14 protein-coding genes are annotated in these 17,237 nt (G+C 39.1%); 13 read left to right on the plus strand and 1 reads right to left on the minus strand.

Going from position 1 to position 17,237, the window contains the following annotated elements; genetic code table 11:
- The first annotated feature begins 104 nt into the window (after positions 1–104).
- The 7 genes from ahrC to SLH51_RS16845 all read left to right on the plus strand — a co-directional run bounded on the left by ahrC (position 105) and on the right by SLH51_RS16845 (position 7,987).
- Positions 105–554, plus strand: a complete 450-nt coding sequence (ahrC, locus tag SLH51_RS16815; RefSeq protein WP_335962554.1) for a transcriptional regulator AhrC/ArgR — start codon at positions 105–107, stop codon at positions 552–554.
- Between the two features lie 13 nt (positions 555–567).
- Positions 568–2,292, plus strand: coding sequence for a DNA repair protein RecN (recN, locus tag SLH51_RS16820; RefSeq protein ID WP_335962555.1), 1,725 nt, complete (start codon positions 568–570; stop codon positions 2,290–2,292).
- Between the two features lie 316 nt (positions 2,293–2,608).
- Entirely contained in the window at positions 2,609–3,898 is a 1,290-nt protein-coding gene (spoIVB, locus tag SLH51_RS16825) for a SpoIVB peptidase (protein WP_335962557.1), read from the plus strand.
- Positions 3,899–4,142: 244 nt separating this feature from the next.
- The gene (spo0A, locus tag SLH51_RS16830; protein ID WP_335962559.1) at positions 4,143–4,943 is read left to right on the plus strand and encodes a sporulation transcription factor Spo0A; all 801 of its coding nucleotides are present in this window, start codon (positions 4,143–4,145) and stop codon (positions 4,941–4,943) included.
- A 464-nt stretch (positions 4,944–5,407) separates the two neighbouring features.
- The gene (gene steA, locus SLH51_RS16835; protein WP_335962560.1) at positions 5,408–6,538 is read left to right on the plus strand and encodes a putative cytokinetic ring protein SteA; all 1,131 of its coding nucleotides are present in this window, start codon (positions 5,408–5,410) and stop codon (positions 6,536–6,538) included.
- Positions 6,531–7,196 (plus strand): glycosyltransferase family 2 protein, encoded by a 666-nt coding sequence (locus SLH51_RS16840; protein WP_335962561.1) that lies wholly within the window; start codon positions 6,531–6,533, stop codon positions 7,194–7,196. Before steA ends, SLH51_RS16840 begins: the two co-directional genes overlap by 8 nt.
- The gene (locus tag SLH51_RS16845; RefSeq protein WP_335962562.1) at positions 7,193–7,987 is read left to right on the plus strand and encodes a hypothetical protein; all 795 of its coding nucleotides are present in this window, start codon (positions 7,193–7,195) and stop codon (positions 7,985–7,987) included. The genes SLH51_RS16840 and SLH51_RS16845 overlap by 4 nt, the downstream gene beginning before the upstream one ends.
- Before the next feature lie 109 nt (positions 7,988–8,096).
- On the opposite strand, the gene SLH51_RS16850 is transcribed toward SLH51_RS16845, so the two are convergent.
- Positions 8,097–8,339, minus strand: a complete 243-nt coding sequence (locus SLH51_RS16850) for a DUF2627 domain-containing protein (RefSeq protein WP_335962563.1) — start codon at positions 8,337–8,339, stop codon at positions 8,097–8,099.
- Between the two features lie 275 nt (positions 8,340–8,614).
- Between SLH51_RS16850 and SLH51_RS16855 the strand changes: the two genes are divergently transcribed.
- The 6 genes from SLH51_RS16855 to SLH51_RS16880 all read left to right on the plus strand — a co-directional run bounded on the left by SLH51_RS16855 (position 8,615) and on the right by SLH51_RS16880 (position 17,128).
- Entirely contained in the window at positions 8,615–10,669 is a 2,055-nt protein-coding gene (locus SLH51_RS16855) for a sigma 54-interacting transcriptional regulator (RefSeq protein WP_335962564.1), read from the plus strand.
- A gap of 363 nt (positions 10,670–11,032) precedes the next feature.
- Positions 11,033–12,127 (plus strand): branched-chain amino acid dehydrogenase, encoded by a 1,095-nt coding sequence (bcd, locus tag SLH51_RS16860; protein ID WP_335962565.1) that lies wholly within the window; start codon positions 11,033–11,035, stop codon positions 12,125–12,127.
- A gap of 236 nt (positions 12,128–12,363) precedes the next feature.
- The gene (lpdA, locus tag SLH51_RS16865; protein WP_335962567.1) at positions 12,364–13,785 is read left to right on the plus strand and encodes a dihydrolipoyl dehydrogenase; all 1,422 of its coding nucleotides are present in this window, start codon (positions 12,364–12,366) and stop codon (positions 13,783–13,785) included.
- Positions 13,786–13,810: 25 nt separating this feature from the next.
- Positions 13,811–14,806, plus strand: coding sequence for a thiamine pyrophosphate-dependent dehydrogenase E1 component subunit alpha (locus SLH51_RS16870; protein ID WP_335962568.1), 996 nt, complete (start codon positions 13,811–13,813; stop codon positions 14,804–14,806).
- Positions 14,807–14,823: 17 nt separating this feature from the next.
- Complete coding sequence (locus SLH51_RS16875; protein ID WP_335962569.1) at positions 14,824–15,807, plus strand: alpha-ketoacid dehydrogenase subunit beta; 984 nt, start codon at positions 14,824–14,826, stop codon at positions 15,805–15,807.
- 19 nt (positions 15,808–15,826) lie between these two features.
- Positions 15,827–17,128 carry a dihydrolipoamide acetyltransferase family protein gene (locus SLH51_RS16880; RefSeq protein WP_335962571.1) on the plus strand — a complete coding sequence of 434 codons (1,302 nt, stop codon included), beginning with the start codon at positions 15,827–15,829 and terminating at the stop codon, positions 17,126–17,128.
- Positions 17,129–17,237: the final 109 nt, after the last annotated feature.

Here is a 17,237-nt window from a genome sequence, read left to right on the forward strand (position 1 = left end):
AGTTTTCTTGTTTTTTTGCAATATTTGTCGTCTCTAATGTTGTATTGTTACAAAAATACATGGATAATGAATGTATGAGATAGTATAGAAATAGGTGAGATAAGATGAACAAAGGACAAAGACATATAAAAATTCGAGAGATTATTGCAAATAATGAGGTTGAAACACAAGACGATTTAGTTGAACAATTACGTCAAGCAGGGTATAACGTAACTCAAGCAACGGTATCAAGGGACATCAAGGAGTTGCACCTAGTTAAGGTTCCGATGCAAGATGGGCGTTATAAATATAGCTTACCTGCAGACCAACGTTTTAATCCATTGCAGAAGCTAAAACGTGCTTTAATGGATAGCTTTGTCAGCATTGACTTTTCAGAAAATTTAATTGTTATGAAAACATTACCAGGTAATGCAAACTCCATTGGCGCGTTGATTGATAACCTTGATTGGACTGAGATTATGGGCTCGATATGCGGGGATGATACGATATTAATTATTTGCAAAAGAAAAGAGGAATGCCCGGGAGTTACCGAGCGATTTTTAGATATGCTATAAGGGTGGGACGTGCATGTTAATTGAATTATCAATTAGACATTTTGCGATTATTGAGGAACTAACAGTACAGTTTGAAAAAGGGTTAACCGTTTTAACTGGGGAAACTGGAGCGGGTAAATCGATTATTATTGATGCAATTGGGTTGCTTCTTGGTGGTCGAGGATCAGCAGAATTTGTTCGATACGGAGAAAAGCGTGCCGAAATTGAAGGATTGTTCATCGTGGAAGAAAACCATCCTATTATGGAAAAGGCAATGGAAGTAGGAATAGATGTTCAAGATTCCATGTTTATTCTAAGAAGAAATATTACTTCACAAGGAAAAAGCATTTGCCGAGTCAATGGGAAATTGGTTACTCTAGCGATTTTACGTGAAATTGGACGAACGCTAGTTGATATTCATGGCCAACATGAACACCAAACACTAATACAACCGGAAGAGCATATAGCAATGCTGGACGGATTTATTCAGCATAAACTTTCTCCAACACTTGAAGAGTATCAGAATTTATATAAACGGGCACTCCAGCTTCAAAATCAAGTGACAAGCTTAAGTAAAAACGAGCAGGAAATGGCACAAAAATTAGATTTGTTTCAGTACCAATTGGAAGAAATTGAACAAGCGAAATTGGTGCCGAACGAAGACATTCAATTAATGGATGAGCGACATAAGCTGACTCATAGTGAAAAATTATATTCTCTACTTCAGGATAGCTACACAAGCTTATATGGAGAGGGGAGAGGTCTTGACTTCCTGAGTACCGCTGTGACCCATCTTGAAGAGGCCGCAAATATTGATCAAGAGTTAAAAGCATTACTTGAATCGGTGAGTAATAGCTATTTTCTACTAGAGGAAGCTGCTTTTACAATAAGGGACCGAGTTGAACAGATTGAATTTGATCCAAATCGACTAGAATTTATAGAGAGTCGACTTCACGATATTCAGCGGTTGAAACGGAAATATGGGGAGTCAGTCGATGATATTTTAGAATATGCTTCTAGAGTAGAGGAAGACTTAGACTCAATTATCCATAAAGATGATCGTATTATTAAACTGAAGGCAGAATTAGATGTTTTGTGGCGAGATATTCTTGTTGAGGCAAAAGCATTAACAGCAATAAGAAAGCAAGGAGCAAAGGAATTAACCGAAGCAATTCACGGGCAACTTCGTTCTTTATATATGGAGAAAACAATCTTTGATGTACGTGTTACTGAAAAAGCTCGCAGCAAATTTTCACCCCTTATTGATGGACAAGCAACCCCTTTTGGCCAAGATGGGATAGATTCAGTAGAGTTTTACTTGTCGACTAATCCAGGTGAACCGATGAAGCAACTTTCTAAAGTCGCTTCTGGAGGAGAAATCTCACGGATTATGCTTGCGATTAAATCAATTTTTTCAAATCAACAAGGTGTAACGTCTGTTATCTTTGATGAAGTTGATACAGGCGTGAGTGGTCGCGTTGCTCAAGCAATTGCTGAAAAAATACATGCGATCTCTATCGGATCACAAGTGTTATGCATTACACATTTGCCACAGGTCGCGGCGATGGCTGATTCACACCTGTACATTCATAAGCAGGAAGAGAATGAACGAGTCAAAACATCAGTGAAATTACTATCAACAGAAGAAAAAATAAACGAAATTGCTCGTATGATTTCCGGAGTAGAAATGACTGACTTAACGATCCAACATGCGAAGGAATTATTGGAGCTCGCAGAATTGCATAAACAGCCTGCTTGAAAAGCTACCCCAAAAAAGAAAACACTGAAAAAGGCACAAACCAGAAGCCACAATGGCTCCGCACGTTGCGCGCCCGCGGATTGAGAAACCCACTCATAGCGGGCTTTAATACAAGGCAACGGCTACGCTTATTGCTTTTTCAGTGGCCTTAAACATCGACCTTTTTCAGTGCCCTCAAAAACTAACCTTTTCAGTAGCATCCAAAAAAGGTTAGCTTTTTTCTTTTTGTTCCAGTTATAAATGTTCACACAGAAGGCAACATTAATAGTACAGCCAATAACGGAGGTGTGGGCAAGGAGCTAGGAGAGTGAAGTGAGTGAGAGGCGATATAATACGGAAAACAGTAGGGGTCCTTGTTTTTATATTTGTAGTAAGCCTAGGTTTTTCTGATGGGGTTCGTGAATGGGTTCAAATTCCTACAACGATGACGATATTTGAAGGCGAGTTGTCACCAATAGAAGATGCAACGAAGTCATTCAAAGCGGTTACGGCATCAACTGCGCCATCAGCGCTTACATTTCAAATGACTGGAACAAGTGAGTCTGAACCAACAGATAAAGTGTCATTAGAAGTTGCAGGATTTCCTGTAAAAAGCATTGATGTTAATGTTCTTCCGAAAACAGAAGTTATACCGGGTGGGCAATCGATTGGTGTTAAGTTAAATACTGAAGGAGTGCTCGTAGTTGGTCATCATCTTGTAGAAAATGATGATGGAGAAGCTTCGCCAGGAGAAGAAGCAGGAATCGAAGTAGGCGATATGATCACTAAGATTGATGATCATGAGATTCAACGAATGAGTCAAGTTGGTGAGTATGTACAAACAGCAGGTGAAGCTGGTCGCAGCCTTAAACTAGAAGTAAAGCGAGACAATCAAACGATTGAGAAGAACTTAACACCTTTAAAAGCAAAAGGAGAGCATTCTTACCGAATGGGTCTTTATATAAGAGACTCAGCAGCTGGTGTAGGTACGTTAACTTTTTATGATCCAAATTCAAAAAAATACGGGGCATTGGGTCATGTAATATCTGATGTGGACACACAAAAACCAATTGTTGTCCATGATGGTCAAATTATTCGCTCTTCGGTTACCTCAATTGAAAAAGGAAGCAATGGAGACCCGGGCGAAAAGCTTGCAAGTTTATCCGAACAACGTGATGTTTTAGGTACAATTGAAAAAAATAGTTCCTTTGGTATATTTGGAACATTAAAAGAAGCAAATTTAAAAAATAAAATACATGATGATAAAATGCCTATATCGCTTTCTACTCATGTGAAAGAGGGGCCTGCAAAGATTTTAACAGTTGTTGAAGGGGAAGATGTTGAAGAATATGACATCGAAATTGTAAGCTCAGTCCCACAAAAACAACCAGCTACAAAAGGGATGGTTATTAAAGTAACAGACCCTAAATTACTAGAAGCAACAGGTGGAATCGTTCAGGGGATGAGTGGAAGCCCGATTATTCAAGATGGAAAATTAATTGGTGCGGTTACCCATGTCTTTGTCAACGATCCAACTAGTGGATACGGTTGTCATATAAGTTGGATGTTAGAAGAAGCAGGAGTAACGGATCATTTTGCAAATAAACAAGGAGCCAAAGCGAGTTAAATCGTTTTGGCTTCTTTTCTTTTCAATATTATGTGGTATGATAAGAATAAGCAAAGAAAATTCGACAAAGTTAGTTTTATGAATTTGTCAAAATGCGAATAAGGTCGAATGAGGAAGTATACTGGAGAAACACTGAGTAAATCGAAAAAAACTTAAATAATATAAAAAAAATAAAAGGAATTGAATGCTCGCTGTCGAAAACGTAAATTAAGAGAGAAAACAGGAAACAGAGGAGGCTATTTAAGTGCAAAAAGTCAAAGTGTGTATCGCTGATGATAACCGTGAGTTAGTCAACTTACTAAATGAATACATATCAACCCAGAATGATTTACAAGTTGTAGGGACAGCTTATAATGGTCAAGAATGCTTGAGTTTAATTGAGGAACAAGAACCGGACGTACTTATCTTGGATATTATTATGCCTCATTTAGATGGTCTGGCTGTACTTGAGCGAATTAATAAACTGAATTTGAAGAAAAGACCGAATATCATTATGCTTACAGCATTCGGACAAGAGGATGTTACGAAAAAGGCAGTTGATCTAGGTGCAGCATATTACGTGTTAAAACCATTTGATATGGAAGTGTTAATTTCCAATATTAGAGAAGTGAGTGGACAAACAAGATCATTTATTCAACAATCTTCAACGCAATCATTCATATCAAATGCACAGAAGAAGGACCATAATACTTTTAATTTAGACGCGAGCATCACGAGTATCATTCATGAAATTGGTGTACCAGCTCATATTAAAGGTTATATGTATTTACGTGAAGCGATTACAATGGTTTACAATGATATTGAACTTCTAGGGTCAATTACAAAGGTTCTTTACCCTGACATTGCCAAGAAGTTTAATACAACATCAAGTCGAGTTGAACGTGCCATTCGTCACGCAATCGAAGTGGCTTGGAGTCGTGGCAATATAGACTCTATTTCAAGTTTATTTGGTTATACGGTAAGTCATTCAAAGGCAAAACCAACGAACTCTGAATTTATTGCTATGGTTGCTGATAAATTGCGGATTGAACATAAAGTGTCTTGAAAGAACCCTAACAAATCAGATCGAAAAGATTGATCTAAAAACACTTCTATTAACAAAGTAGAGGTGTTTTTTTATTGTCTGTTAAGAAAGTGTCTGAAATTATAAAAAAAGAAAAGGGTTTCCACTGTCTATATAGTATTTAATCTAGAGAGGAGCGTGGTTTCTTGTTTAATGATAACAGAGTGAATATTATCTTCATTATCGGAACAGCGATAATCCTGAAATTTACGGTAGCAAGTATTCTTTTATTCGTCTGGTGTCAGATGAAGAAAAAGAAAAAATTATAGGCATTCCAATTCAGGAGTGTTTTTAATTTTCCTGAAAATGAATTAAAGGTTTAAGGCCAAATAACCGAAACATTGAATATAGTAAATTTAGAACAAATGTAAGTTCATGAATGATTGATAAATAAATTTATGAAAACTGCTCATATTATGACCAAACGGTGCAAAGAGGGTTTTCATATGACTAAGTTAATTAAAGGACCTATCTATGAACATAAACAGACAAAGAAGCTGCTCCAATATTTACCGAAACGCTCTATTGTTTATTTGTGGCATGAAGATTTAGACGGTGTGGCGGTAGATGGATTAATTGAGGCGAAAGTGAAGGCTGTAATCAACGCTAAGACTTCAATGAGTGGTCGGTATCCTCAAGATCATGTAAAACATCTACTACAAGCTGGAATCCCAGTTTTTGATGTGATGGATTCTTCAAAATCAGAAGAGGGCTATCAAGGGGAAGAAGCGATTATTTTTCAAAATGAACTTTATGTTGAACATCAGGATGAACCTGTGTATGTAGCTAGTTTGCTCACGTATACAGAACACCTAATTGAGGAGAAAGAGAAATTAGCAGAGCGCAATTATTCCAATCAATTCCAACATTTTGTTCAAAATACGTTACAATATGCTGAACGTGAGTCTGCCTGGTTTACAGACATTCCTGATTTACCAGCTTCTCTTTCTAAGTTAAAAGGGACAGAAGTCTTTGTTGTAGCGAGAAATACAAATTACGAAAAGGATATTAAAGCTGTACGTCACGCCTTAGCAAAATCAAAAACGTGTATTGTGGCAGTAGATGGAGCGGCAGATGGACTATTAAAACATAAAGTCGTTCCTGATTTTATTATCGGTGATATGGATTCTATAAGTGAAAATGCAATTCATTGTGGGGCTGTGCTTATTTGCCATGAGCATCCGAATGGACACTCTCCAGGAAAAGAACGCTTACAAGAGCTAGGATTAGATGTTGACACGATCCGATTTATTGGAACAAGTGAAGATGTTGCGATTACAGCTTCCTATTGGGCAGGAGCAGACCGACTATTTTTAATCGGCTGTCGAACAGGAATGACAGAATTTCTGGAAAAAGGACGAGCTGGTATGGGTTCAACATGGCTGTGCCGAATTCAAGCAGGTGATAAAATAACTGATTTAAAAGGAATTCATACGTTGGAGGGCAACAATAGGCTCGTATTCAAATGGCAAAAAAGGAAAGATCACAAGAAACCATCGTTTGTTGAAGCAATTCAAACCCTTGTGAACGACCGTATCGTAGCATCGAAGAAGAAGGGGGTTCTTCGTCATGAATGATATCTCCTTTATTATCCCAGCCTATAATGAAGAAGAGAGAATAGGGAAAACATTAGAAACTATTAAGAAATATTTTCCTTCAGCTGAGGTAATTGTAATTGATGATGGCAGTCGTGATAAGACGAAAGAAATTGCTGAAATGTATGCGGATACGGTTTTTTCAAGTTCGATCAATAGAGGAAAGGGCTACGCAATGCAACAGGGGTGGCGTTTAGCAACGAGAACCTATATTGCTTGTTTAGATGCGGACTTAGAGGAATCGGCAAAAGACGTCTTCTCACTTATACAGCCGCTTCAACAGGGAAGGGCAGATGTCACCATTTCGATAATTAAACCTGGAAGACAAGCTGGAATGGGGTTTGTCAAACGAAGAGTTCAATCTATCGTTCTCAGGGAAACTGGTGTGAAATTACAGGCTCCCCTATCAGGTCAACGAGTCTTTCATCGAAAGTGGTTGAAGGTTTTACTCAAAAAGGCTTATCATGGGTTTGGAATTGAAACACAGATGACAATTGATTTATTACAGGCGGGGGCAAAGTGTTTAGAAATCCCTACAACTATGCAGCATAGAGAAATGGGAAAGGATATGAAAGGCTTTGTTCATCGTATAAGACAATGGGCTGACATAAAGAAGCAGCTCAGAGGAGCTAAGCCATGATCGTATTTTTTATTTCATTACCGGTTGTTGCCTATTTAAGTATGATCGCTTTCCAAACAATGAATTTAGGTGTTTTAAATTATGAAGGGAAGCAAGTGCCTTATAGCCTAGGTGTTGTCATTATTTATAGTTTTGCTTTTGCTTACGCTTTTCCTCCTCAAATAAATGAAACGTTATCCTTCTCTGCTTTTTTATACGTGTTTAGTATTTGGTTTATTGGGCTAATGGATGACATTTATGGAAAGTCTTATCCAAAAGGGCTAAAAGGCCATATAATGCATGCAATTGGAAAAGGTGTTTTCACAACAGGTTTAGTTAAAGCAGTAGGAACTGTTGCATTTTCAGTTTTATTTCTGTGGATGAATCAGCCTGTCTCTATTTTTGCTTCGTTTGTTGCCTTGTGTTTGTTAACCGGGTTTCCCCATGTTATGAACTTATTTGATACACGTCCGTTGAGAGTTTGGAAGGTGACAGTATGTATAGTCATATCTGTCATTGTTGTTAATCCGTTGCCGGCTTTTCCCTTCATTATGATGTTACTATCGATCCTTTATGTTCTATATGTATTAGAAGGATATAAAAAAGCAATGTTGGGGGATAACGGAGCTACAGTGATTGGTGCGATTTTGGCCGTGATTAGTTTAAATCATCTTAGTTTCCTGCTTCAAATAGTCCTTCTTATGTTCGTCGTAATGTTTATTGCATTAGCTGAAAAATATTCTTTTTCTAAAGTAATCGAAAAGTCTACACTTTTAAGAAGGATCGATCAGCTTGGTGTGATGAGAAAGTAAACAGCGAGGCTCTGTTACTGTAAGAAATGCAGTGGTTATAATTATTGCATTATTGCGCTGAGTCAAGGTGAGAGGGTACCGATTTGACTCAGCATCTAACAATGTATCATTAAGATTTAGGCTTTTGAAACCGAGGAGCAATTTTCCCGTTTTTTCGATCACGATAGAAAATAAATCCTCCAATAAAGCTTAAACCAGCTATAAAAGCAATCAAACCTACTAGAAATTGTAATGATAAATTTGGGTAAGGGAAATTGAGAATCTGGAAAAAAGTATCCCTCATTAATTTTATTCCATAGCCAGCAAATAACCCTGGTATAACTAATATCATAAGCGCTAGAAAACGTCCCATCAAACATTCCTCTTTCTTAGACTTATCGTTCTGTTTATCAGCAAATAGTATAGCGTACTTATTGGTTACTACTTGTATGAACAAACGCAAACGATTGAAGCAATTTTTTAATAAATTCAAGGTCGATATTTGTATCAACCTCCCAAACTCTATCATATCTAAAATTCTTTACTGTGTACATCTTAGTAGTTGCATTTTTGTGTCTTTTGCGTAATAGTAAAAGAAGGAAAATTAATAGTAGAAGTTAAGACCAAGTCATAAAAAAGGTGATGTAAATGAAGCGAGCCATAATAATTGGTGCTGGACAAGGTGGGACAGCCCTGTTTCAGATGCTCATGGATATTGAACATATAGAAGTTGTAGCTATGTTTGATATTCAAACGTCAGCCCCTGGTATAATAGAGGCGAAAAAACATCACATTCTAACGGGTACCGATTGGAAAGAGATTTGTCATAAACAGATTGATTATGTTTTCGAAGCAACGGGAAAACCAAGTGTGTTGCTAGAACTACGAAAAACGCTCGATTCTAAGACGATGATTGTTCCGTCTCAACTTGCTAGACTTTTTTACTCGTTAATACAAGACAAAGATCAGCTTATTCAGCGTTTAAATGAACAAATGTCGATACAGGAAACGATATTAAATTCTACACATGATGGCATGATCGCAATTGATTCGTATGGACATGTGTTAATTTTTAATAAAGCTGCTGAAAGAATTTCGGGAACGAATGCTAGTGTTGCAATTGGTCGACCGATAAAAGACGTTTTGAAGTCGAGTGGATTGCCTCGGGTCATGAGAACTCAGGAGGCCGAGCATCATCGGAAACAGCAATTAGAGAACGGAACGAATGTGATTACAACAAGAGTACCAATGTTTGAGGAAGGGCGTTGCATTGGAGCTCTAGCTGTTTTTAAAGATATAACAGACCTTGTTGAGATGTCGGATCAAGTAACAAATTTGAAAAGCATTCAGACAATGCTTGAGGCGATTATTCATTCTTCTGATGATGCGATCTCAGTTGTGGATGAAAAGGGAATTGGCTTAATGATAAATCCTGCTTATACACGTCTAACAGGCTTGCAGCCAGAGTATGTAATTGGGCATCCTGCTACAGCTGATATTTCAGAAGGAGAAAGTATGCATTTACAAGTTCTCGAAACAGGGAAAGCAGTCCGCGGTGTGACATTAAAGGTTGGACCAAATAACAAAGACGTAATCGTAAACGTAGCACCGATTATTGTAGATGGTGCTAAGCGTGGAAGCGTTGGAGTTATCCATGATGTATCAGAATTAAAAGCATTACATACTCAACTTGAAAAGGCGAAGAAGCGAATCCAAACGCTTGAAGCGAAATATTCGTTTAATGAAATTGTCGGTACGTCCAACGAGATGAAAGTAGCGATTGGCCAAGCGAAATTAGCAGCTTCTACTCCAGCAACAATTTTGTTGCGAGGGGAATCTGGGACAGGAAAAGAGCTATTTGCTCATGCTATACATAATGAAAGTAAGAGGAGCCATCATTCATTTGTTCGAGTGAATTGTGCGGCATTATCGGAACAATTACTTGAAAGTGAACTGTTTGGATATGAAGAGGGTGCCTTTTCTGGTGCGAAAAGAGGAGGGAAGCGGGGACTCTTTGAAGAAGCTGATAATGGAAGTATTTTTCTTGATGAAATAGGTGAATTATCCAGTTCGATGCAAGCAAAGTTGCTTAGAGTCTTGCAGGAACAAGAGATTGTAAGAGTTGGGGGAACGAAGCCGATTTCCATTGATGTTCGGATTATTGCCGCAACAAATGTAAACTTAGAAAAAGCTATTGTTGAGAACCGTTTTCGTGAAGATCTTTATTATCGTTTAGATAAGTTCCCGATCTATATCCCTCCTTTACGTGAGAGAATGAATGACCTTGAGCAATTGGCTGTACACCTTTTAATGAAATTAAATAGAGATTATGGTAGGTACGTCCAATCAATTTCAAAAGAGGCGATAAATAATTTAACGACATATCATTGGCCGGGAAATGTCAGAGAGTTAGAAAATGTACTAGCACGGACAATGATTTACATGGAGCCGTCTAGTCAGTGTGTTGAGCGACATCATTTACCACCACTCCATCATGTGAACGCTGCACCAAATTTTCTTAATCAAAGCAACCAACTGATAGAGGTAGATGGCGATCTCCAACAGGTAGTAAACGAATACGAAAAAACTGTAATTATTCAAACGTTAGACAAATGCCAAGGAAATCGGACGAAAGCAGCAAAAGTGTTAGGGATATCGCTTCGCTCTCTTTATTATAAAATGGAGAAATACAATATTGCATAATGTTGCATGCAATATGTTGCGTAGCAATGAAAAATATTGCATGTTTCATTTTGGAATGTGATCGTTTTGTGAAGACTAATAAGGATTATTTTTAACTTATAAAATTTTTTCCTTTCAGAGCTGGTGTGAAGACGATAATTGTATCATCAATTATTTTGAATGAAAGAGGGTTAAGATAGGCATGTAAGAGAAATGATGCCTTTAACTAGGATCTGTCTTTCACTTTAAAAAAGTAGGATAAAGTTAACTTTTTCATTGGAAGAAGTTCTGGAGTGGGTTGGATTCCTCAAATGGCATGGAACTTGCAGGAAGAAGGCAAAGGGCTCATCTTTAACGATGTGGCATATTCAAGGAGGCAACAAAATGGAATTATTCTCATATATGGAAAATTACGACTATGAACAAGTCGTTGTATGTCAAGATAAAGTGTCGGGTTTAAAGGCTATTATCGCCATTCATGATACGACGCTTGGACCGGCACTTGGCGGTACAAGAATGTGGATGTATGACACAGAAGCAGACGCATTTGAAGATGCATTACGATTGGCAAAAGGAATGACGTACAAGAATGCTGCGGCAGGGTTGAACCTTGGTGGGGGAAAGACAGTTATAATAGGAGATCCACGCAAAGATAAAAATGAAGAAATGTTTCGGGCCTTTGGCAGGTATATTCAAGGACTAAATGGTCGTTATATTACAGCAGAAGATGTCGGTACAACGGTTCAAGATATGGATACAATTTATGAAGAAACTGACTATGTAACGGGAATATCTCCTGCTTTTGGTTCATCTGGAAATCCTTCTCCAGTAACAGCTTATGGTGTTTACGTAGGGATGAAAGCTTCAGCAAAAGAAGCGTTTGGTACGGATGACCTAGCTGGAAAGACGATTGCCGTTCAAGGAGTAGGGAATGTTGCTTACAACTTGTGCAAACACCTTCACGAAGAAGGAGCGTCTTTAATCGTTACAGATATCAACAAGGAATCTGTCCAACGTGCAGTAGCAGACTTTAATGCTAAGGCAGTTGACGTAAATGATATATATGGTGTGGAATGTGATATTTTTTCTCCATGTGCATTGGGGGCGATTATTAATGACCAAACGATTCCACAATTAAAAGCAAAAGTAATTGCTGGTGCTGCTAACAATCAATTAAAAGAAGAGCGCCATGGGAGCTTAATTCACGAAATGGGTATCGTATATGCACCGGATTATGTTATTAATGCAGGTGGCGTTATTAACGTAGCAGATGAATTAAATGGTTACAATAGCGAACGTGCGCTAAAGAAAGTAGAAGGGATTTATCAAAACATAGAAAAAGTAATAAATATATCAAAAAGAGATCAAATCCCAACATTTAAAGCAGCGGATCGTATGGCGGAAGAAAGAATTGAGCGTATGAGAAGATCTAGACGTCAATTCTTACAAAACGGACAACACATTCTATCTCGCCGCTAAAGAGCTTGTATAATATCCTGGTATGAATTGATAGCAGGCGTACGAATGAAGAATGAATAGATGTACGGGTGACCGGAAATAGACCAAAAGACCGGAAAGACTTTGCTGGGGTTTCGGGCTAAGAGTACTAATTTCTCATCCGCGGTATGAGTGACCGAAGCCACTGCCATTTTTCATAACAATTATAAGTCGTGTAGTACCACCACTTACATAAGGAGCAAGGAGGGATCGATTGCATGGCTGAAGAATACGATCTTGTAATTTTAGGAGCGGGTACAGGCGGTTATGTTGCAGCGATACGTGCTGCTCAACATGGATTAAAAGTAGCTGTAGTCGAAAAAGAAAAACTTGGGGGAACTTGTTTGCACAAAGGCTGCATACCTAGTAAAGCACTGCTTCGAAGTGCTGAAGTGTTGGCTACTGCGAAACGCTCAGATGACTTTGGAGTAATTACAGGTGATGTGAGTCTTGATTTCACGAAGGTGCAAAAAAGAAAAGAATCCATTGTTGAACAATTACATCGTGGTGTTCAACATTTAATGCAAAAGGGAAAAATTGATGTTTTTGAAGGGAAAGGACGAATTCTCGGTCCATCGATTTTTTCACCGACACCTGGAACAATTTCAGTTGAACGTTCTGATGGGCAAGAAAACACAATGCTTATTCCGAAAAATGTTATCATCGCAACAGGTTCTTCTCCTCGTGGATTGCCAGACCTAGAAGCTGATGGCAAATACGTATTGTATTCAGATCATGCGCTCGAGCTAGAAGTATTGCCGTCCACTATCATAATTGTAGGCGGAGGGGTTATTGGAATTGAATGGGCATCTATGCTTAATGATTTTGGTGTAGACGTGACGGTTATTGAATACAGCGAACAAATTCTTCCAACAGAGGATGCTGATATAGCCAAAGAAGCGGCAAGGATCTTAAAGAAAAAAGGCATCAAAATTATAACAAGCGCTAACGTTTTGCCAGAAACGTTTGAGAAAGATCAAGGAGTTACGTTTTCTGCTGAGGTAAATGGCACACAGGAAACCTTCCATGCTGATCAATTGTTGCTTTCTGTTGGTCGTAGTCCGAATGTTGCTGATATTGGCCTTGAGAATACAGATATTCAAGTTGAGAATGGTGCGATTTCGGTAAATGAATACAACCAAACAAAAGAATCGCACATCTATGCAATTGGCGATGTCATTGGTGGTTTACAATTAGCACATGTTGCCTCTCATGAAGGCATTGTCGCTGTTGACCATATCACTGATAAGAAAGTAGAACCAATTAATTATGATACAATCGCAAAGTGTATTTATAGTTCCCCAGAAATGGCCAGTGTCGGGATAACAGAGAAGCAAGCGATAGAACAAGGTTTCAATGTGAAAGTGGGAACCTTTCCGTTTAAGGCGATCGGGAAAGCTCTCGTTTACGGACAATCGGATGGTTTTGTCAAAATCATAGCAAATAAAGAAAATGACGATGTCTTAGGCGTTCATATGATTGGGCCTCATGTAACCGATCTTATTTCTGAAGCGGCATTAGCGCAAGTTGTCGATGCAGCACATTTTGAAATAGCTGACATGATTCATCCGCACCCTACTTTATCTGAAGTTATGAAAGAAGCAGCCTTAGCTGTTGACGGTCTTGCGATCCATTCTTAAACATGTTCTTGAAGGAGGAAATAAGATGACTGAAAATCGACACCATGCTCTAGGCTTATCTGATGAAACAGTACTTGAGATGTATAAAATAATGCTTTTTGCACGAAAAATAGATGAGCGCATGTGGCTTTTAAATCGGGCAGGGAAAATACCGTTTGTTATTTCATGTCAAGGTCAGGAGGCCGCTCAAGTTGGAGCTGCATTTGCCCTTGATCGCAACAAGGATTATATATTACCTTACTATCGCGACATGGGAGTCGTCTTAACGTTTGGTATGACAGCTCAAGATTTAATGTTATCAGGGTTTGCGAAAGCAGAGGATCCAAACTCAGGCGGTCGTCAGATGCCTGGACATTTTGGACAAAAGAAAAATCGTATTGTAACGGGTTCATCTCCAGTTACAACTCAAGTTCCTCATGCGGTAGGAATTGCTCTTGGAGGGAAGATGCAAGGGAAGGATTTTGTCACGTTTACAACGTTTGGTGAAGGGTCTTCCAACCAAGGAGATTTTCATGAGGGAGCTAACTTTGCAGGGGTTCATAAGCTACCTGTTATTTTCATGTGTGAAAATAATAAATATGCGATTTCAGTTCCAATTGAAAAGCAACTTGCTTGTGAAAAAGTGTCAGACCGAGCAATTGGATATGGAATGCCAGGGGTGACAGTTGATGGAAATGATCCTCTTGCTGTCTATGAAGCAGTGAAAACAGCAGCAGACCGGGCCAGAAATGGTGAAGGTCCTTCTTTGATAGAAACGGTCTCTTACCGGTTAACTCCACACTCTAGTGATGATGATGACCGAGCTTATCGTTCGCGAGAAGAGGTAGAGGCAGCAAAGAAGCTAGATGCTATTTTTACATTTGCTGATTATTTAACAGGAATCGGTATTTTAACTGAAGAAATTTCTGCACAGCTTGAGAAAGAAATAGCAACGATTATTGATGAAGCGACTGAATATGCAGAACAAGCACCTTATGCGGACCCTGAAAGTGCAATGAATTACGTGTACGCAGAGGAATAGAGAGGGGGAATAGGACGATGGCTGTTATTTCATATATTGAAGCTGTAACGCAAGCGTTAGAAGAGGAAATGGAACGAGATGAGAACGTGTTTGTTCTTGGGGAAGATGTTGGAGCTCGTGGTGGTGTATTCCGAGCGACGAATGGACTATATGAAAAATTTGGTGAAGCACGGGTTATTGATACACCACTTGCAGAATCGGCGATTGCTGGTGTGGGAATTGGTGCGGCCATGTATGGCATGAAACCAGTTGCTGAAATGCAATTTGCTGATTTTATTATGCCAGCTGTGAATCAAATTATTTCGGAAGCAGCCAAAATTCGCTATCGCTCAAACAATGACTGGAGTTGTCCGATTACGATCCGTGCTCCATACGGAGGCGGAGTACATGGTGCGCTATATCACTCGCAATCTGTTGAAGCAATTTTTGCTAATGTACCAGGATTAAAAATCGTAATGCCGTCTACCCCATATGACGTCAAAGGTCTATTAAAAGCGGCGATTCGCGATCCTGATCCTGTTTTATTTTTTGAACATAAACGTGCGTACCGCTTAATTAAAGGGGAAGTACCTGAAGAAGACTACACTCTTCCAATCGGAAAGGCCGATGTCAAACGCGAAGGCGAAGACATAACGGTTATCACGTACGGTTTATCTGTTCACTTTGCGTTGCAAGCAGCAGAACGTCTTGAAAAAGATGGGGTTAGCGTACATATCCTTGATCTACGTACGGTGTATCCACTTGATCAAGACGCGATCATTGAAGCTGCTTCGAAAACAGGAAAAGTCCTTCTAATTACAGAAGCAAACAAAGAAGGCAGCATTATGAGTGAAGTAGCAGCGATCATAGCGGAACACTGCTTATTTGACTTAGATGCACCCATTCAACGATTAGCTGGTCCAGATGTACCAGCAATGCCATATGCACCAACGATGGAAAAGTTTTTTATGATCAATCCTGAAAAAGTCGAAAAAGCAATGCGTGAGCTAGCAGAATTTTAAGCGATAGGAGGGATACCGATTGGCGACAGAAATGAAAATGCCCCAGCTTGGGGAAAGTGTGACAGAGGGAACCATCAGCAAATGGCTTGTTGAACCAGGTCAATTTGTCAATAAGTACGATCCAATTGCCGAAGTAATGACGGACAAAGTAAATGCAGAAGTTCCATCGTCCTATTCAGGTACAATCAAAGAGCTTTTTGTTCAAGAAGATGAAACCGTAGAAGTGGGAGTCGTGATTTGTACAATTACAGTAGAAGGTGAATCAAGTGATTCGCGTGACATTAAGAGCCCTCAACCTATCGATACAGTGACTAGTTCTACATCATCTGTACAAGAACCGGATCAATCACAGAAGCGTCGTTACTCTCCTGCTGTCTTGCGTATGGCGCAAGAACATGACATTGATCTTGAACAAGTAACCGGATCTGGAAAAGGAGGACGGATTACGCGGAAAGACTTGCAACGTTTACTCGATAGTGGCAAGCGCACAGTAGCTACTACATCATCAGTGGCAACGAATGTCAAAGAAAACCGAGAGAAGCAAGCTCCGGAACAATCTATTGTTAAGCCTTTGACAGAAGAGCCGATAGTTGATATACCAATAGCTAAAGGTGATGTTGAAATTCCTGTGTCAGGAGTAAGAAAGGCAATTGCTGCTAACATGGTGAAAAGCAAGCATGAGGCTCCTCACGCTTGGATGATGGTGGAAGTCGATGTCACAAACCTAGTGCAGTATCGTAACCAAGTGAAGCAAGGTTTTAAAGAAAAAGAAGGATTTAATCTAACCTTCCTTCCATTTTTCATTAAAGCAACGGTCGAAGCCTTAAAGGAATTCCCACACCTAAATTCAATGTGGGCTGGAGATAAAATCATTCAAAAGAAAGAAATAAATATTTCTCTTGCGGTTGCAACAGAGGGTGCACTTTTTGTTCCTGTTATTAAAAACGCTGATGAAAAGAGTATTAAAGGAATTGGTCGTGAAGTCCAAGAGTTAGCCGGAAAAGTTCGTTCAGGAAAACTAAGCGGGGCAGATATGCAAGGTGGTACGTTCACCGTTAACAATACTGGTTCGTTCGGTTCGGTTTTGTCTACGCCAATTATTAATCATCCGCAAGCAGCTATTCTTTCAATTGAATCGATTGTCAAGCGTCCAGTCGTCATTGAAAGTGATGCTGGTGACATGATTGCTATTCGGAGTATGGTAAACCTATGCCTATCGCTTGACCACCGCGTGTTAGATGGTCTTGTTTGTGGACGTTTCCTTGCACGGGTGAAGGAATTACTGGAAAATACGACTGCTGAAAAGACGTCTATTTATTAATATCATAAGTACAAAAGCTGTTTGACATAATAAACTGCCCCCTGTCAAGTAGACAGTGGAAATAATAAAAATGATTTAAGCGGCTTTAGCTCTATATTCCATAGGGCTA

The sequence above is a fragment of the Halalkalibacter kiskunsagensis genome, assembly GCF_037027555.1.
GTDB lineage: Bacteria > Bacillota > Bacilli > Bacillales > Bacillaceae_D > Halalkalibacter > Halalkalibacter kiskunsagensis.